A 19,396-nucleotide genomic window follows, 5' to 3' on the forward strand; every position below is an offset into this window, starting at 1 on the left:
TTTTCAAATCTTCAAATTAACCCATCTTCAAATCAGCCTTATTGCAGCAACAACTTCAAATTAATCCCAAAATTGGTAAATGATGTATTAAACGTTTGCGAAGTATAGGGCTTGGTCAGGTTTGAATCATAAAACAAATTCAGGTTAAAACGCTGATTGATCACATAATCAACAGATGGCCTTACGGTAATATTTTGCGCCCCCGATGAGATCTCGGCCGATTCAACATCAGCCCGGTAAATGAGCGTTTTATTATCGCGCAATGAAAAATCGAGCTTAAAGTTCACGTCCTTATGCTGGATCCCTTCAAACCAGCCAAACGGAAAATGAAAATCTTTGGTGTGGTAACCAAAACCAAAAACAATGATTTTTTCATTTTGCTGTGCCAACTGACTGTTGAGCATACTTAAGCTTAACGAACGGCTTTGGCGATACTCGGCATTGGCGGTCATACTGTTCTTGAAACGTACGCTTGCACCCAGCAAAGGCACAAACTGCTCAAAAATGGTGACCTGCGAAAACTGGTACAAGGGTAGGAAATCATTATTTAAATCGCGCGAAGTGGCAGCGCCGTTTGCCTCGCGATATTGCAGTAGTGAGGTAAAGCCGCTTACATTATATGATGAACGGTAACCATGGCTCAGGTCAAACGAGTCAAAAATATCCTGGAACCAGGAGATCTTACCTAAACCATTGTACGTTACCTGCCAGTTAGGAATAGGAATTTTAGGAAATTGCGACAGGTTACTGCCCGAAGCATTTTTACCGGCATATGCTGCCAGAAACGCCGGCACCAATACGTTTTGCGAATTGGGCCCGTAGCCATCAGCATAACCATCGGCAACCCCGCCCGAATTTGGATTGGTACGTCCTAATCTTTGCGATATCACGGCGCGGGCATCCAAAAATTTCTGAAAAGTAGATGAAACATTGTTAATTCCCTTCGCCGATTCAAAGGCGGTGCCAATGGTGAGGAACGATACACTGTAATTACCCGATGTAACCGGGCTTAATGTTTCGATACTATTGCTTGAGGCCAGGTATTTGAAATTGGCCTGGTAATTATGATCCTGGGTTTTAAAGGCACTAAGCTCAATCCGCAGATCTTTAAATGGCTCTATAATACCCCTGAAATGCATATCCTCGTTTAGCGATGTGGTATACAACTGATTTTGAAGGGTATCGGTGGTGATCCAGCCATTAGCGACAGCCCTGGCTCGGATATCTGCCTGGCTGCCGAGTAAAAAGCCTAATCCGGGGGCATTACCATCTGCACCAAAAAAGCCCGACTGCGGTAAGTATCCCGGTAAAAACGTTCCCTGGGTACGGGTATAGGTCGCGCTCAGGTTTTTAACACTGGTTAGCAGGCCTATCAGTATGTTGCTTTTTTTATTGTTAGGATTATTGGCCTTACGGATAAAAGGGAACTTGTTATACAGCGAAACCATATTCAGGGTTGGGTTAAGCTGGATTGCCCTTGAGTTTTGAATACTGTTACCAACATCATAAGCGGTACTATTGATAGCAAACAGCGGCTGTGTTTGCCAGTTAAAGTGTGTACTGTAACGAGCCACTGCCGAAACCCAATCCAAGCCCGGAATTTTGTTAATCGGCACTGTATAGTTAAAGTTGATGGTGTGGTTATAATTGGTGGTACGGCCCAATTTTTTCAGGTTATCCCAAAGAGTATCCCGTTTTAAACCATTGATCCGACCTGCAGGCTCATCCACTACCGAAAGGTTTGTAGCATCAATATCCATTTGTAATGATTTTGACAGGTTCCAGCCTATGCCGTACACACGGGTTATGTTGAAATATTTATTGAATGTAGTTGTCGGGATTGGTATATAATTGTTGGGATCATTGTCGCGTAGGGTATTCTCCGAATAAAAGCGGTTAAAATTGATGCTAAAATTCAATCGCGACGGCAGCAAACTAAAGTTAAGGTCCCGGAACAGGGCCAGCATATTGCTTTTGATGATCCTGGCAAATGGGCTGTAGTATTTGGGCTGATTGGTATAGTTATAAGCGAGTGTGAGATTATAGGTTTTTTCCACATCATTCTGCGTCACAAAATCATGGTGATTGTATTCGGTGTAGGCATAAGTGGCATTAAAGTTTTCAATATCCCAAATATGATTGAGAGCATTTTGGTTTGTACGTGCCTTATGTACGTTGGTAAAGTTGATGCTTTTGCGGGTGGTAATATCAATAGCCGCGTTCCGGATAGAGTCGCGCTCTTTGGTGCTGGTTGCTGCCGCCAGCGATGCCTTCAGCTCAACATCCGGCGCTCCGGGATCATATTGCGGCATGCTCCTTTGTGATGACAAATTGATGTATGCCGGGATATGGATGCCGCTTTTATCCGGAAAAAACTTGCCCAGCTCAACATTAGCCGATACGTCATAGGTTTGATCATCACTCTGGCTCCGGTCGTTCAGCCTTGAATCAAGGGTACCGAAACCAATGGTTGTTTTACTGCCCGATACGGTAATATCGGCAAAGTCGGCAAGCTTGGCATCAATCCTCGCGGTAGCGGCCCATCCCCCGCGCTGATCAAAGTCTGTAAGGCGGAGCTCATCAAACCAAACAGTTCCTGATTTATCCAACCCATCATCCGGCAAAACGTTTGTGCCTTTATATGGATTGCGTACGCCAAGCATAATAGTACGCAGCTTGCTTAAATCGGGCTGGCCCTTGATATAAACTACCTTATCACCCTCGGTGTATTTAAAAAGCTGGTTGTAGGCCACGTTAGAGTGATTACGTGCAAGCTTTGCGCGGATCAGCAAATCAAGCTCCAGGTCCATTTCATTAACATCCGGCCATATTGCTCCTGCATCGCTGGTACCCGGCTGGGTTATTTTCAAAGGCAATTCGTACTCATAATAGTTATCCTGGTAATCAACCCCGAGGCGGATAAACGCGTTCAGGTCATTATCCTTCAAATAATCACCCTCGGCATGGATAAACATTTGCATGCGTTTGTATTTACGCAGGTCATTATAAAAAGTACGGAAGGCGGCCCTTGAATATCCATCGCGCAGGCTTTTTATATTAAGGGACAGTGATTGCTCGTTGAGCTTGGTATTGGTTTGCAGGTTATTGTAATTACGCTGGCGGTTAATACCGGGCGGCACCACATAAGGTATAGGCGTACGGTTACCGTTCTCTTCAATATTTACAGCCTGCACGTCGATGGTCGAATTATCTATCGGCGGGTTTTGGATAGCCGGATCGGCAATAACATTCAACGGATTTTTTTCGGTATTGAAAGCACGCCACTCGCCGCGCACCAGTTCCAGGGTCGCAAAACGAAGCACGGCGGTATCGACAAAATTGGTCATGAACATCCTCATAAAACGGATGGCCTTAAAATCCTGGATGTTGCCCACTTTTGATTGATAATCGGTAATCGGGATGCGGAACTGGTACCAGTTAACCGCCTGCGTTGTGCCGTTGGGCAGTTTTACCTGCGCGGTAACTTTATCGCTGATATAATTTTGCCCTACAACCATATCAGCCGGGCGCATGGATACTTTATACTGAAAGTATGAATCTTCCTGGCTCATGTTGTTGTCCCGGTTAATATCCTCACCATCGGGCAGGGATGTTGAAGCCGAGTTTTGCAAACCAAGTTCGGCCTGCGATTGCTGCGCCGTTTTCGAGTTACCATCCGTACCGTTGTATTTACTGTAACGCTCAAGGATGCCGGCGCGGGCCTGGTCAAGAGCCGGGCCCTGGTAATACTGATAATCATCTGACGACGGGTCGGAAGCGATGGCAGTTGCGGCCTGCGCGTTCAGTTGTCCTTTTATCTGCTGAACAACCGGGGCAAATTTGGTTTGCTCATCCTGGTCGTTCATGCCGTCCAAACCAACATCCTGCAGTTTACGGGCATCGGGATTGTTATCAAAAGCATTAATAACCGGCTGTAGTTTAGACACCCGCCCCCAGTTGGTTTCATCCACCTTGGTCAGGTCGCCATCAACAGGCAAACCATTTTCCAGGCTTTTACGTCCATCTTTTAAAATATCTTCCGATAGCGAACCTAAGTTAAAGTACAAATCACCACCAGCCGAGTTTGGTTTGTATATGAACGGATCAAGCATCCAAAATTCGATGTAGGATACGTTCAACGATTCAAAATCATTTGTTTCCAGCTTTCTGAACATACCACCCCAGCGTGTTTTAGGGTTTTGCAAGGTACCATCGGGATTAATACCTGTGGTAGCATAGTTGTACGGCCCACGGATAGTTGGATAAAAAGCCATGTTGAGCGTAGCCAGGCTAATCGGCTGCCCGGTAGCCGACTGCTTGTAAGGGAAAACTTCCTGCTCAATCACCTGCCTTACATAGTGGTTGGAAAGCTCGCTTCTTGATATAGGGATGGAACCTGTATTGGTATAAAATACGGGGTCGATATTATAAAATGCCAGCCGTGCACGGTTGTAGCCATAGCTCAGGTTATCAAATAAAGCCGATTCGCCAAATAGCTGCGGCGTCCCTGAAATTTGCCAGCTGTTAGCTCCTTTAATATCTATTACCGATTGACTGTTTTCAAAATCGTCAAGATAAGATGTGCCGTGTTTGGAGCCTGCAAAATTCAATGCACCGGGACTGCCCGGCATTAGTTTGGCAAACTCGCCATAAAAATTAATGGACGATGGCACCTTGGTATGGATGCCGGGGATCTTATCAACCAACCTGGTTAAAAACCTGGAGTTTGAACTGTAATTGGCATCAAAGCCCCAAATGGTATTAGAAATGGATTCTTCGCCGGCAATTTCATTTTGTGTGATAGGCTGCTCGGTAAGGTGCATCAAAGTAGCACCTAACTGAAGTTTATCGCTGGCATGATAATCAAGCCTGGTGCCGTACAATGACTTTTGCTGTACGCCGAACAATTCATTATTCTCCAGCTTTACGGTAATAGGCTGGCCGGAAGATAACAGTGCCTGGTTCAGGATCCTGATCCGTCCGGCATTGTAATCAACCGTGTAATCATTCCCCTCCTGCAACTTCACGGTACCGGCGGTTACATTTACCGATCCCTGCGGAATGTTAACTGCATTTAGTTGATACTCTGAACCACCTGTTGAGGTATAGGTTCCCTTGATCACATACCTGTTTAATGCCGGGAAATATTGCTGCGCGATGGTTTTGGTTGAGTCATACAATGGCTGATAAACATATCGTTTAACCAGGTCAGTCTCGCCCGGAGTAAATTTGGATGCCAGGTCCGAACCAAAAGGCTCCACCACCGGGAACGAAATTCGCCCGTTTTGCGAATCGATGGTGATTCCTTCTAAAAAATCAAAGTAGCCATCCGGCTTTTTATCGCTTTGCTGGTTGAGGTTATCAAGTCCTGCTACCTGGAGCCAAAGTTTGCCTTTTAGGTTTTGCCCCTCTTCCATTACCGTTTTTTCAATCCCCGTTTTATCATCGAGGCGGGTAACAGTTAACTTAAAATTGGTAGGGGCTATCTGAAAAGCTCCGAGGGAGTAAATGTTTTTCATCATCAAATCCCAGGTAGGCAGGTTGGTTTTCAATAACTCACCTTTCAGCAATTTCACAAAAAGCACATTAGGCGTATTTGGGTTAACCGCAACATCGCTGCTAAATTCACCCACCTGGTATTGCACACCGTTAACGGTATACTGGTAAGCAACCGCCAGCACCTCGTCATTATTTAAGGGATAATTTAGGGAGATATAACCTAACTGCGGGTGCAGGGTATATTCCTTATCAGTAAGCTTGCGGGCATAAGTTAGTTTGGAATAGTTATCTGTAGCACCCGATCCCTGGAAAAAGCTGGCAACATCATTGGAGTTGGTGAGCCTTGCATTTTGCGGCAAAACAGATAACAGGTTGTTTGATTGCAGGGCAAAGCCCGGCCCTTTAAAACCCGCGGGCAGGGCGCTGCCGCCGCCTACTATCCTGGTTTTATTGTATGGGTTATTTTCACCAAGGTCCATGAAAGCCAATATATCGCGCGAATCGGTAGTTACGTTGGTACGGTTAGTTGTCCAAACCTCAATTTTGGTAATGTTTACATTGGAGCTGATGATGGGGATATTGGCCAGCGCCCTGTTGTAATTATTCCTGAAATATTGCGACAGGAAGAAGTGCTTGTTGGCTTCATAATCGGCAGGGGTTAACCTAAACTCACCTTGTTGCGAACCATTGGTAATGGTGATGGTTTTTGACTGTGAGCGTTGCTGCGAAAAGATACTGGTAACATCCAGCCGCCCAAATTTCAGCTTGGTTTTAACGCCGAAAAGCGCCTGGCTACCGGTGATCAGCGTGGTATTAAGCGGCATACTAACCGTACCGGCCTCAATTTTCTGAATGATTTCATCCGGCGAGCCGGTATAATCCAGCTTGATCTGGTTTTCAAACTGGAACTGAGCGTCGGTATTGTAATTGGTGGTGATCTTTAACTTATCGCCTATATTACCGGTTACATTGAGCTGGATGCGCTGATCAAAATTAAAGTTAAACTGGCTGCGCTGGCGGGTGTTAAAAAGCGGGTTTTGGTTTTTATTTATCTGCCCGGCCATGATCATCTCTGCTGATCCTTGCGGACGGATATCAATCACCGAGCTGCCAAAGATCTGCTCAAACGTACGGCTCCTGACCTTTATAGGCGGTATAAAACCCGGCTGCTGCGAATCATAGGCATAATTATCTGCCAGCTGCTGAAAATAGCCCCGCTGGGCCGAACGTTCTTTAAGCTTTAAATATTGCTCAAACGTAAGATATTGCGGCGGGCGGTAAAGTAAATTACCTACCCTTTCGTATAAAATATATCGGTTTGTGGCCGGGTCATATTCAATGGTACGTACCAGGCCTGCCGGGTCAGTATTGAAAATACCTTCCCTCATCCGCTGGCTTCGTGGCGCGGTCAGGTTTATTGGTGCATTTGATTTGGTTGTATCATTTTTAGCCGCAGGCGAAGGCTTTTGTTGTGCATACACATTACCCGCCCCCCCGAACACCACAATGAACAACACACTTATAAGTGTCTTATAAGTAAATACTTTGGTCAAAAGTTAGTAGATATTTATCCGTAATTATAGCGTTTTTAACGCGAACTTAATAAGCTCTTCAACCGTTAGTTCACCATTATTTTTCTTGATCTCCTGGTCTAACACCTTTTCGGCAACATTACGGGCAAATCCCAGCATCACTAATGCTGATAGTGCTTCATCCTTAACCGTCTGGCTCACCGGCACAACAGTTAAGGTATCGGGGCCTTCCTTACGCAGCTTATCCTGCAGCTCCAAAATGATCCGCTGAGCCGATTTTGGCCCAATTCCTTTTATCCGCTGGATCAATGAAACATTACCGCTCACAATTGCCGCCTGGATTTCGGCCGGGCTGATGGACGATAACATCATCCTTGCCGTATTTGGCCCGATACCCGAAATGGAGATTAAATGTAAGAACAACCGGCGTTCACCATCTGTAGCAAAGCCGTAAAGTGTGTGCGCGTCCTCTTTTACGTGTAACCATGCAAAGAGTTTACATTTTTCGTCGTCACTAATGCCCGAATAGGTATTTACCGAAATATTAATATGATACCCTACCCCTCCCGCATCTATAACCACATACGACGGGCTTTTGAATATTAGTTTCCCACTAATATAATCATACATATATTATTACTTTATTAAGTTTATTAAACAATGATGTTAATGGCAAACAGCCTTTACAGTGATTATCCAAAGATAAAATTCCGGCGTCATTATGTTATATAATGACAAATAAAAAGCTGCAAGATACTCACCAAAAAAATAAAGACGCTAAGCATTTAAATACCAGCGTCTTTAGCCCCCTCTAAATCTCCCCCGGTAAGCCCCACCCAAACCCTCTTCGGAAGGGAGGGCTTTTAAGAAATCTCCATAAAGTCTCCCCTACCGGGGGAGATTTAGAGGGGGCTTGGCTTATTTAGCAGCAGCTTTTGCCTGGGCATCAACCACCGCAATAGTAACCATATTTACAATTTCACGTACCGAACTGCCTAACTGCAGCACATGCACAGGTTTCTTTAAGCCAACCAATATCGGCCCGACAGCTTCGGCACCGCCTATTTCCTGCAAAAGTTTATAGGCAATATTGCCCGACTCCAGGTTAGGGAAAATCAGTGTATTGGCCGGTTTACCATTGAGTGTTGAGAACGGGAAGTTATCATCAAGTAAATCAGCGTTTAGCGCAAAGTTGGCCTGCATATCACCGTCGACAACCATATCAGGGTATTTTTCGTGCAGTATCGCTACTGTTTCCCTGGTTTTTTCTGGTATCTCGCCTTCGTTCGATCCAAAGTTGGAGTATGATAACACAGCCACCCTCGGGCTGATATTAAACTGCTTTACCGAGCGTTCGATCAGCACGGTAATATCAACCAAATCATTCACACATGGGTTTACGTTCACCGTTGTATCGCCAAAAAACACAGGGCCTTTAGCCGTGATCATCATATACATGCCCGCAACACGGTTCACACCTTCCTCGGTACCGATAATTTGCAGGGCCGGTTTTACTGTGGTTACATAGTTTTTGGTTAAACCTGAGATCAGCGCATCGGCCCGGCCAAACTGCACCATACACGCGCCGTAGTAGTTACGGTCTACCAATTGCTTTTTAGCCTCGTACAGGGTAATCCCCCTGCGCTGGCGTTTGTTATACAGAAACTCGGTATACTCATCCATATGCTCACATCCTTCCCGTGGATCAATGATATGAACATCGCCCAAATCAAGGTCATTATCATGGATGATCTTCTTGATCCTGTCGATATTGCCCAGCAAAATAGGGGTGGCAATACCTTCTTCTTTCACGATCTGCGCCGATCTTAAGATCTTATAATTATCAGCCTCGGCAAATACAACGCGCTTAGGGTTCTGTTTTGCTTTAGCGGTAAGGTTACGCAGCAGCTTATCATTAGTACCCAGCCGCACCCTCAGCTCCTCTGCATACGCATCCCAATCGGTGATCACCTTACGGGCTACACCTGAAGCTATGGCCGCTTTTGCCACCGCCATGGATACCTCGGTGATCAACCTTTGGTCCATTGGTTTCGGGATGATATAATCCTTACCAAATTTCAGGTTAGTAAGGTTATAAGCCAGGTTAACTGCTTCGGGAACCGGTTTTTTAGCCATTTCGGCAATGGCGTGTGTCGCGGCAATCTTCATTTCCTCGTTGATAGCGGTAGCCCTTACATCCAGCGCACCGCGGAAAATGTAGGGGAAACCAAGCACGTTATTTACCTGGTTAGGAAAATCGGACCGGCCGGTTGCCATAATAATATCATCGCGCGTGCCGGCTGCAAGGTCATAATCAATTTCGGGTACCGGGTTGGCCATAGCAAAAACAATGGGCCTTTTAGCCATGGTTTTCAGCATATCGGGGGTTACTACGTTACCTGCCGAAAGACCAACAAATACGTCGGCATTTTTCATAGCATCGGCCAGTGTTTTAACATCTTTGCGATCAGTAGCAAACTCCATCCTGATCTCGTCAAGATCGGTTCGTTCCTGGTTTAATACCCCATTGATATCAAACATCACCAGGTTTTCTTTTTTAACCCCTAATGACAGGTACATCTTTGAGCAGGATACCGCGGCGGCACCTGCACCGTTAACTACCATCTTTATCTTATCCAGTTTTTTCCCCTGGATTTCGCAGGCGTTCATTAAAGCTGCGCCGGATATAATGGCGGTACCATGCTGGTCGTCATGCATTACGGGAATATTCATTTCCGCCTTCAGCCTGCGCTCAATTTCAAAACAGGTTGGGGCCGAGATATCTTCCAAATTTACACCGCCAAAAGTAGGCTCAAGCGCTTTTACGATGTTCACAAAGTCATCTACACTTTTAGCGTTCAGTTCAAGATCAAACACATCAATATCAGCATAGATCTTGAACAGGAGGCCCTTACCCTCCATTACAGGCTTGCTGGCCTCAGGGCCGATATTGCCCAGGCCAAGTACGGCAGTGCCGTTGCTGATCACAGCTACTAAATTGCCTTTGGCGGTATATTTATAAACATCTTCGGTATTATCAGCAATCTTTAAACATGGTTCGGCCACACCGGGCGAGTAGGCCATGGTTAAGTCGCGCTGCGAATTTGTTGGTTTGGTAGGTACAACTTGTATCTTTCCGGGACGGCCTTGCGAGTGGTAATTCAGCGCATCCTGTTTTCGGTTAGTTTTATTCATTTTTTTCAAATTGAAGCGCCCAAAATTACAATTCTTTTTATGGAACAAACATAAAAAAGCCCCTTTTTACGATTATGTTAAAAAGAGGGTAAAATATGGTTAATGTTTTGATAAGATGTGTTTAAAAGAACGGATTTGGCAACGTTCTATTTTTTCTTCTTAGTCTTCTCCATATTTTTCTGAACCCTGAACTTTACAATTTTGGTAATCAGATCCAGGGGCATAGGCTCATCAAGCGGAAACTGAACCGAGCCCTTGGCCCCTTTATAGCCCGAAAGCTCTTCTTTAAACTCTTCCAAACCCTGCGGTGCCGGATAAAAACCGATGTGATTTTTAAAACCGCCGAAGTGTACTAAATTGCCATTGAGCACAAAGGTAGGAATAGCATATTTGATAGCCTCCTCGGCATCGGGGGCGGCGGCTTTGATGGTTTCGCGCACCTGTTGCAGTTTCTGCTGTACATCCTCCGGGAAACCGGCGATATATTCGTCAATATTTTCCTTTGGCTTTTCCATGTTGATGAGTGATTGGTTGAATAAATCTACGAAGCTTTTTTGGCTTTTGGAATTACGTTACGTATACATCAGGGTTCTCTGCAAGTTTAAGTTTACCCATAAAATCAATAGTCAAATTGGGGTAATCTTGATAAGTTGAACCCCTCTGGGGTTCGGGTAAGGGGTGTAACGTTATTCTACAAACCTGTTCCCCCTCTGGGGGATTTATACAATTTAATAAACATGTATTAATTGCCCAAAGACAGATGCACCAGAGGTGCAAAAGGTTTGTAACTCGTAAAGTTATAGAATACCCTTTGCCCCAGAGGGGCAAAACACGACGACTTGCTGTTTAAACGACAGGCAATTTTGTGGGTAACCTTAAATCTGCGAGAAACCCTGAAGGGACATAACGGCTAAGCTGCTTTTGCCTCTCTTGCGCTCGTTAAAAACCTACCGTGTACCCATATCTTATCAAACCTTCTGATTAAACAAAAGTATTTGTCATTTCGAACGAACCCTGGGCGGGATTGTGCGCTGGAGGTGAGGAGAAATCTTCTACAAGCAGTAAACTCGCTATGTATGGCGTAGGAGATTTCTCCTCGCCCCCAGCTTTTCCCTGCGCTGGCTCGTTCGAAATGACATTTTATTTAATAAAAAGATATGGGTACACGGTAGGTTTGCAACGAGTGCTCAATATGGTTTGGCGATTGCATCGCCAGTCGCGTTATAAACGCTAACCCAAGTTAAGCACTCGTTGCAAACGAGCGCAAGTTAAATGGGACATAACGGCTAAGCTGCTATTGCTCCGGCGGCCAGAGGCCGCTTGATAGTTGCCACTCGCAAGGAGGCGAGCGGCAGCGAGGGGGTTAACAGGGTTAACACTTTTCGCAATTTGTCAATATAAAATCTTGATAATAAGATATATAATAAAAACAGGGGGTACACTAACAATCCGCTAAAAGTACTTTGTTTGCGGCCGCTGTACCATTGTAGCCATTAACCGGGCGGCGATTGAAGAACTTACAATAGTATAAAAGACAAGTCCGAAAGCTGGATCTCAACTTTTGGATTTGCGGACATCGGAATCTCCGACTAAAAAACTTAATTCTTTGAATACCCTCCGTCATCCGGCACATTGGCGGCAACTTCACCGGCCGATACTTTTAACATGGCCCCTACCGGCGCCCGGTTAGTTTTGAGATGGTTCCAAACTTTAAGGTCTGATACTTCGCAGCCAAACATATCAGCAATAGAAGCAAGTGTTTCGCCTCTCTTCACTTTATGATGGGTAGGGATTTTGCGTTCAGACTTAGCCGGTGTATATTGAACAGCGGCGTAAGCAGCCGGCTTAGCAGCAGGTTTCACCGATGCATCAACACCATTTAACACATTGTATAATGCCGCGTAATTATCTTTTGCGGTTTGTGGAATGATGAGCCTGCGGGGCGTTTTAGCGCTGCCATTAACCACAGCCATGCGGTAGGATGGATTAAGGATGGTGATCTCCCTTAAACTAACATCAAGCGCCTGGGCAACATTGCTCAACGGAACAACTCTTTTAACCATTACCGTATCGGTACGGGTAGAGAAATTGCAGGCCTGTGCAACGATGTTATGTTTATTAAAATAATGCATCACATAATTCATGGCGATGAAAGCCGGCACATAACCACGGGTTTCAACGGGCAGGTATTGGCGGATGCTCCAGAAATCGGTTACGCCACCTGCTTTTTCAACGGCGCGTTCCACATTGCTTTTACCGCAATTATATGAGGCAATGGCCAGCAGCCAGTCGCCAAATTCCTGGTAGGCATCTTTCAGATAGGCAGCCGCGGCATAGCTCGATTGGATAGGGTCACGGCGTTCATCAACATAGTTATCCATGTTTAAGCCATAAGTTTTTGCTGTGGTACCCATAAACTGCCAAAGACCTGTGGCCCCTACCCTTGATACCGCGTTTGGATCAAGTTTTGATTCAACAATCGACAGGAATTTTATTTCTTCGGGGATCCCCGCTTCGCGGAAAGCTTTTTCGTAAATGGGGAAGTAATACTTGGTTAGGCCCGCAACCTGGCCCATTTCATCACGGTTGTGCATATACAGGTCAATATAAGCCTGTACGTATTCATTGTAATCAAGCTGGATATCCTTGCGGATGGAATCTAACCTGCGCTTGTACAAACCGCCGTATGTACTTACTGGCAACGACTGATTAAGCACCGGTAAAATTGTAGTGTCGGCGTTTACAATATCGGGGTTAAATTTGGTTACCCGGTTTATTTGCTTAATTGACTTTGCCGAATTGGTTGTGTTTGTTTCGGCTTGTAAAACTTGGAGTGATAAGAGGCAAATGGTCAGCGTAAATAATCTCTTCATTTATTCAGGGATTTGATTAATTTATAATGCCCAAAGCATCAGCATATTTACTAAAATATCATTTTTATTACAGATCGAGAAAATATTTGGCAAAATCTAACAGTTGCTGTTCGCCAAAGTGCTTTGTTAATAACTGTAAACCTAACGGCAAACCATTGCTGTTATTGCCCGTGGGTATTGATATGGCCGGAACACCGGTTAGTGAGGCTTGTACGGTAAAAATGTCAGAAAGATACATTACCACCGGATCTTTCTCTTCCTTGCCTATTTCAAAGGCCGGTTCGGGAGCCGATGGTACCAATATAAAATCGTATTCTTCCAGTATCTCGTTGGTTTTTTCCTGTATCAGCCTGCGTACTTTTTGTGCTTTTGCATAGTAGGCATCGTAGTAACCCGCGCTCAAAACAAAAGTGCCCAACATAATGCGGCGCTTTACTTCCTTACCAAAACCTTCAGAACGGGAACGTTTATAAGTAGACTGCAGATCTGTCGCCAGCGGACTGCGATAGCCGTAATGCACACCATCGTACCTTGCCAGGTTTGATGACGCTTCGGCCATAGCCAGGATATAATAAGTTGGCACCAGGTATTCCAACAGCTCAAAAGCTATTGGGGTAACCGTATGCCCCTCGGCACGCAGCTTATCAATATATTGTACAAGATTATCTTTTACTTCGGTATCAACACCGGGGCTGGATATGGCTTCCTGCAGGTAAGCTATCTTCTTTTTTCCCGGCTTTTGAAGATTAGTATATGATGCAGGCGGCGGAGTTTGTGATAATGTACTGTCATATTCATCCGGACCTGCGAGTACTTCCAGCAATAACGCAGCATCTTCTACCGATTTAGTGATAGGGCCAACCTGGTCAAACGATGAAGCATAGGCGATAATACCGTGCCTTGAAATTGTTCCGTATGTTGGTTTTAAACCAACAACGCCGCAAAATGAAGCCGGTTGCCTTACCGAACCACCCGTATCCGTACCTAAAGCGGCATGGCACATCCCTGCTTGTACGGCCACAGCCGAACCACCCGACGACCCGCCGGCAACTTTAGTTTCGTCGGCATGGTTTTTTACCGGGCCAAAGTATGATGATTCGTTGGTGGCCCCCATAGCAAATTCATCGCAGTTACAGCGCCCAATGATCACCGCGTCTTCGGCCAGCAGGCGTTCAACCACGGTTGATGAAAAGATGGAAGTGAAACCGGTTAAGATTTTTGAGGAGGCACTAACCTGGTGCCCTTTATAGCAGATATTATCTTTAATGCCGATAACCATACCGGCTAATTTGCCGGCGGTGCCATTCTTTATTTTGTTGTCAACGTTTTTTGCAGCAATCAGCGCTTCATCAGCAAACACTTCATTAAAAGCGTTTAAATGAGCATTTTTTTCAATTTCAAGCAAATAGCCTTTTACAAGACCTTCAACAGTAATTTCTGCACGTTGCAACCCGCTCTTTATTTCGGTTAAAGAGGAATAAATATTAGCCATGGGGCTAAAATAAAAAACTTATCCGTTGAAATAAGAAATAAATCAACAGATAAGTTCATATACTCAATAAAAATGGCATTAAAACCTAATCCCTGTTAGGGTATTAAGCTTTTTTTTCTTCAGATGAAGAAGATGAGCCGTCGCTGTTTTGCGCGTCTTTAAATTCCTTAACGCCTTTCCCTAAACCTCTCATTAATTCAGGTATTTTTTTACCGCCGAATAATAAAAGTATCGCAATGATGATCAGAATAATTTCTGGTGCGCCTAATCCACCCATGATTTTAAGTTTTATGTATGATTAATATTATATTATGATTTGTATTCTTCTTCTTTTTCGGTATCCAGATGACTGCCGGTAATGGTCTTATCTAAATTGATATGACTTTGGTGTTCCGGCTCGGCCGGGGTATTTACATGATAATCACTGATAGCGATTGTATTTGGAACAGTATTTTCAACAACCGGCTTTTCGTGCTCAGCTGCAGTTTCCGGAGCTTCTGAAGCTTTTTCATCTAAAAGAGGCGTTTCTTCTTCTACCTTAGGTGCAGGTTTCTTTTCCTCGTAATTATTGATCTGGTTATTGATCTCACGTTTAACATCTTCAGAGGCATCTTTAAAGTCGCGGATACCTTTACCCAGGCTCCTCGCCAGGCCGGGCAGCTTTTCGCCGCCAAATAGCATCAATGCTGCAAAAAGTATCAGTACCATCTCGCCCGTACCAATATTTAAAAATAACAAAACTGAACTTAACATAGCATTCTGTTTAAGGATACAAATATATACAATTAAAATTTCTTATAGTTCATAACTAATTAGTTAGGCGCCAGCCAGATCTTGGGGTTAACCGGCGTTGCTCCCTTATAAATTTCAAAATGGGCTTCAGTTTCACCTGTCGACGGATCAGTTGCCACCACACCTATGGATTGTTTAGTACTTACTTTTTGGCCTCTTGCCACACTAACCGAACGCAAATTACTGTATGCAGTAAAATACTCGCCATGAACTATAACCACCAGGTAGGTACCGCTCACATCCATTACTTTTACAACGGTTCCATCAAATACCGCTCTTACCGCGCTACCCGAATTGGTACGGATATCCCAGCCGTTACTTTCACTCCTGATCCCTTCTGGTGTGGTATAAATACCAAAGCCCTGAGTTGGGATACCATTAGCAACCGGCCACGGCAAACTTCCGCGGTTACCTAAAAAGTCATTTGACAACTTAGCGGCTTCCGGCGTAGCATTTAACGCGCTTGAGTTTGTACGGGCAACCGGCTTAGGTGCCACAGGGGCAACAGGGGCCGGTTTATTTTCGGCTTTTGCCCTTGCAGCTGCCAGTCTTGCGGCCTCTTCGGCCCTGCGTCTTTCCTCTTCTTCAGCCCTGCGTCTTGCTTCCTCAATCTCCCTGCGGATCGCCTCCTTAATAGCACTGTTCGTTTTAGCTATCTTAGCCTGCAAATCCCTTTGTTGTTTTTTCAGGATCCCCGCATGCTGCGACAGATCGCTTACCACCCTAACCTGGTTGTTCCGCTCGTTACCCAGTGTTTCCTTTTCTTTTTGCTGATCTTTTAAAAGATCATTTTTTTCGTCTTTGGTACGGTCAAGCTCATTAATTTTAACATGCAGCTCTTTTTGCGTGCCCTGGATATAGTTTGCCTGCCGCTCGCGGTAGGTACCAAACTGCTGTAAATATTTTAAACGTTTATAGGCCTGGTTAAAGTCTTTTGACGCAAAAAGGAACATCATTTTATTATAGGCGCTCTGATTACGGTATGCAAACAGGATCATGGCTGCATACTCCTTTTTAAGCTGGTCTAACTGCGATTGTAAGCTACGTACGTTATTATTGCTCTCAGAGATTTGGTTATCCAGGTTTCTTACCTCCGAGTTGATATTCTCAATTTTTTCCTGGCGCAGGTTTATTTGCGCTTTAAGGATGCTTAATTGCTTTAATGAAGTTTTTTTATTGTTCAGGGTTTCCTGGTAGTCCTGGTTAAGCTGCTCAAGCTCCTTATTTAATTTATCGCGCCTGCGTTTCAGCTCATCGCTGCTTTGGGCATGCACCGTAAACGCCGTAAATACCAATACTAAAAAGAAAACTGCTTTTAAAAACTTCATCAAATAAACTTATTAATTATTTGCCAGGCTCGTATCCGTCAGGAATGCTGAACGGATAGTTTTGCTGTACTTCAAAATCGGCCTTAGTATAATGCAAATTAACTTGTATTTTTTTATCTTTTACTACTGATGCGATATCTATTTGTGCCGGCAATACCCGGTTTGTTGCTTCGATAAAGGTATTATTGGTAACCTGTAATGATTGCGCCTGGCGCTGGTTATCTAAATTGGTTTGCGTAACCTTATTATCCGGACCAAGTATCAGCTTGTAAACCAGATCGTTCAGGGTGCCGCTTAAGGTTGTGTTGCCATCGGCATGGTCAAAGGTCGACTGTTCGTTCAGCAGTTCGGGCACCGCGTTGCCAATCAGCAATGACTCGAGCGTTTTATAATTAACTTCTTTGCTGGCGTAAGTATATATATAGCTAAATGGCTTTTTAATATAAACGCTTTGCAGGCGGTTAATGATCATAATGCTGTCGGGCGTTATAACGGCGCGGGCCGCTTCAATGCCTAATACTGCCGTGATGGAAACCCAGATCCTTTTATCTTTTGCTATCCTGATATTCAGGGTAACATCATTGCTGTTATTATTGATGCTAAGCTTGGTTTTTGCCTTGCCCGCAAATGTTGTAAAATTTACCTGGTTTGCCCTTATTGCAGCCAGTTTGCTTGCAATATCGCTCGTCCTTGCGGTCGAATCGGCCTTACGGGTAACCAAAACTTGTTTACGTGCTTTACAGCTTACCATTACCAGCAGGCAGCAAGCTATAAGTAAACTATTCGCTATATTTTTTTTCATTTATCTTACGATCTAAAACTGGTGACTGCTCACCAAAGCCTTTCGCCTTTTTCCAGTTAGTTACGGCAGCATCGGTATTGCCAAGGAAGAACAATATATCGCCATAATGTTCATACTTAACCCCGCTATTGTCTTTATCATGCGTCAGGGCCTTCTCCATCCATTCTTTTGCCTGTGCATATTTTTTTTGTTTAAACAGGATCCAGGCATAAGTATCTTCAAACGATGCCGTATTAGGCTGCAACTCGTTGGAATGTGCCGACATTGCTGCCGCCTTTTCCAGTTGCTCATTCCTTAACGATAAATAATAAGCATAATTGTTTAAAGTGAATGCATTATCCGGATTGTAGGTTAAAGCTTTCTCATAACTCTCGTCAGAACTTTTTATGTTCTTCAGCTCATGATAGCAATCCCCCAATAATGAAAAACTTAACGAAAGTAGCTCCTTATCCTGAAGTTCTAATGAAGTAGCGTTTTTAAGATAACCAACCGCTTTATTGTTATCCTTTTTTTGTGCCCAGGCCACACCAACAAGATAGTTCATCCAGGCCTGGTTGGGGAATAATGACAATGCGTTTTCACCATCTTTAATTGCGGCGTCAAGGTCATTGTCGCCTAAATCCAGGCGCACCAGCTGTTCCTGAACATTGTACACCTGGTTATTAAGCTGGGCCGATTTTTTAAGTACCGGCTTTGCCTCCTTATATTTGGTATTCTGGATCAGCATATCACCATAAATGGCATAAGCCCTGGCGTCGTTAGGATGGGCAACGGTCAGGATCCGGCTTAATTCAAGCGCGCTGGCTTTAGCATTAGCCTCCGGAAACTTAGGAAAGTATCCCGATATAATATTAATTTTTTGATCGATGCCTATATCCGGAATGGCAAATCCCTGGGTAAGCTCATTAAAGCTGGCTTCATTATTCTTTTTATCGCGATAGATATCGGCCAGCGCGAAGTGCACCATACCATTTCGCGGATCAAGCTTTTCGGCTTGCTGCAATACTTTAAGCGCCTTATCGGCAAACCCGTTCGAGTTGTAAACTTCGCCAAGGGCCAGGTAGTAACGGATCTCTCCGGGATTAGCGGCTATCTGCTTTTCCAGTTCGGAAGTGGCCTGATCAATTTTGCCCTGCTTTAAATAGATCTTTTGACGATTGGCTAAAAGATCATCGCTCGGGCCGTTCAATTTTTCTATCTCATCATATACCTTAAGGGCATCATCGTACCTTTTCAGGATGGTAAAAGCATTGGCCTTGTCAAAATAATACGCTGATTTATCCGGGTTAAGCCTGATCAACTGGTTAAAAACATTTTCAAGCTTATCAATGGTATTGGTTTTTTCATAACTATCGGCCAATGCCGCCCAATACCATTCGTTATCCTTATTTATTGCTACAGCCTGCTCTAAAAGAGGCTCAGAAGCTGCAAAATCACTTTGCTGCCTCTTAAGGTTTGCCAGTTCATATAAGGAAGCATCATTTGCGGGGTCGGCCTGTAAAACGCGCTCAAACATTTCGGTAGCAAGCTTATAGTTCTCAACCGTTTTTTCGCGCAGGGCCGAAAAGAATAGCTGCTTAACCATGGCGCTGTCCTGGTAGCTCATTACTTTACCTGCCGATGCAAGGGCTTTATTATCGCCGCCCTTTTTGCGCTGAGCATTGGAGAAGAGAGGCAAGCATAAAGAAGCAAGAAACAAGACAGAAAACACAAGCTGCATCTTATCCTTATTTCTTTTTAAATATTTTGTTTCGCTGCAGATTTTCACCTTCTTGCTTCTTGACTCTTGTGGTCTTATTTCTATTCAGACTCTAATAGTCTTGTTTTTATTTCTTTCTTGTCTCTTGACTCTAATAGTCTTGATTCTGTACTTTCTTGTGTCT

The 19,396-nt window shown here is 44.4% G+C and carries 11 protein-coding genes; all 11 read right to left on the reverse strand.

Going from position 1 to position 19,396, the window contains the following annotated elements; all coding sequences use genetic code 11:
* Positions 1–38: 38 nt before the first annotated feature.
* Positions 39–7,052, reverse strand: coding sequence for a T9SS outer membrane translocon Sov/SprA (sov, locus tag MusilaSJ_RS12055; RefSeq protein WP_274990173.1), 7,014 nt, complete (start codon positions 7,050–7,052; stop codon positions 39–41).
* A gap of 24 nt (positions 7,053–7,076) precedes the next feature.
* A complete protein-coding gene (gene ruvA / locus MusilaSJ_RS12060) occupies positions 7,077–7,661 on the reverse strand; it encodes a Holliday junction branch migration protein RuvA (protein ID WP_274990174.1) in 585 nt (194 codons plus the stop codon).
* 288 nt (positions 7,662–7,949) lie between these two features.
* Entirely contained in the window at positions 7,950–10,226 is a 2,277-nt protein-coding gene (locus MusilaSJ_RS12065) for an NADP-dependent malic enzyme (RefSeq protein ID WP_274990175.1), read from the reverse strand.
* Positions 10,227–10,372: 146 nt separating this feature from the next.
* A complete protein-coding gene (locus tag MusilaSJ_RS12070) occupies positions 10,373–10,741 on the reverse strand; it encodes an iron chaperone (RefSeq protein ID WP_274990176.1) in 369 nt (122 codons plus the stop codon).
* Between the two features lie 1,083 nt (positions 10,742–11,824).
* A complete protein-coding gene (locus MusilaSJ_RS12075; RefSeq protein ID WP_274990177.1) occupies positions 11,825–13,099 on the reverse strand; it encodes a lytic transglycosylase domain-containing protein in 1,275 nt (424 codons plus the stop codon).
* A gap of 67 nt (positions 13,100–13,166) precedes the next feature.
* Entirely contained in the window at positions 13,167–14,591 is a 1,425-nt protein-coding gene (gene gatA / locus MusilaSJ_RS12080; protein ID WP_274990178.1) for an Asp-tRNA(Asn)/Glu-tRNA(Gln) amidotransferase subunit GatA, read from the reverse strand.
* A 103-nt stretch (positions 14,592–14,694) separates the two neighbouring features.
* A complete protein-coding gene (locus tag MusilaSJ_RS12085) occupies positions 14,695–14,868 on the reverse strand; it encodes a Sec-independent protein translocase subunit TatA/TatB (RefSeq protein ID WP_175490113.1) in 174 nt (57 codons plus the stop codon).
* A 32-nt stretch (positions 14,869–14,900) separates the two neighbouring features.
* On the reverse strand, positions 14,901–15,344 hold the full coding sequence (locus MusilaSJ_RS12090) for a Sec-independent protein translocase subunit TatA/TatB (RefSeq protein ID WP_274990179.1): 444 nt from the start codon (positions 15,342–15,344) through the stop codon (positions 14,901–14,903).
* A gap of 59 nt (positions 15,345–15,403) precedes the next feature.
* Entirely contained in the window at positions 15,404–16,711 is a 1,308-nt protein-coding gene (locus MusilaSJ_RS12095; RefSeq protein WP_274990180.1) for a murein hydrolase activator EnvC family protein, read from the reverse strand.
* A 16-nt stretch (positions 16,712–16,727) separates the two neighbouring features.
* Positions 16,728–17,513, reverse strand: a complete 786-nt coding sequence (locus tag MusilaSJ_RS12100; protein WP_274990181.1) for a lipoprotein insertase outer membrane protein LolB1 — start codon at positions 17,511–17,513, stop codon at positions 16,728–16,730.
* Positions 17,491–19,233 (reverse strand): tetratricopeptide repeat protein, encoded by a 1,743-nt coding sequence (locus tag MusilaSJ_RS12105; protein WP_274990182.1) that lies wholly within the window; start codon positions 19,231–19,233, stop codon positions 17,491–17,493. Before MusilaSJ_RS12105 ends, MusilaSJ_RS12100 begins: the two co-directional genes overlap by 23 nt.
* Positions 19,234–19,396 lie beyond the last annotated feature (163 nt).

It is taken from the genome of Mucilaginibacter sp. SJ (genome assembly GCF_028993635.1).
Taxonomy (GTDB): Bacteria; Bacteroidota; Bacteroidia; order Sphingobacteriales; family Sphingobacteriaceae; genus Mucilaginibacter.

What these genes read in the sequence shown, in the direction of transcription:
- MusilaSJ_RS12090 (WP_274990179.1), bottom strand. Translation starts at nt 15,344, where the DNA reads ATGTTAAGTTCAGTTTTGTTATTTTTAAATATTGGTACGGGCGAGATG.
- gatA (WP_274990178.1), bottom strand. Translation starts at nt 14,591, where the DNA reads ATGGCTAATATTTATTCCTCTTTAACCGAAATAAAGAGCGGGTTGCAA.
- ruvA (WP_274990174.1), bottom strand. Translation starts at nt 7,661, where the DNA reads ATGTATGATTATATTAGTGGGAAACTAATATTCAAAAGCCCGTCGTAT.
- MusilaSJ_RS12100 (WP_274990181.1), bottom strand. Translation starts at nt 17,513, where the DNA reads ATGAAAAAAAATATAGCGAATAGTTTACTTATAGCTTGCTGCCTGCTG.
- MusilaSJ_RS12075 (WP_274990177.1), bottom strand. Translation starts at nt 13,099, where the DNA reads ATGAAGAGATTATTTACGCTGACCATTTGCCTCTTATCACTCCAAGTT.
- MusilaSJ_RS12070 (WP_274990176.1), bottom strand. Translation starts at nt 10,741, where the DNA reads ATGGAAAAGCCAAAGGAAAATATTGACGAATATATCGCCGGTTTCCCG.
- MusilaSJ_RS12085 (WP_175490113.1), bottom strand. Translation starts at nt 14,868, where the DNA reads ATGGGTGGATTAGGCGCACCAGAAATTATTCTGATCATCATTGCGATA.
- MusilaSJ_RS12105 (WP_274990182.1), bottom strand. Translation starts at nt 19,233, where the DNA reads ATGCAGCTTGTGTTTTCTGTCTTGTTTCTTGCTTCTTTATGCTTGCCT.
- MusilaSJ_RS12065 (WP_274990175.1), bottom strand. Translation starts at nt 10,226, where the DNA reads ATGAATAAAACTAACCGAAAACAGGATGCGCTGAATTACCACTCGCAA.
- MusilaSJ_RS12095 (WP_274990180.1), bottom strand. Translation starts at nt 16,711, where the DNA reads ATGAAGTTTTTAAAAGCAGTTTTCTTTTTAGTATTGGTATTTACGGCG.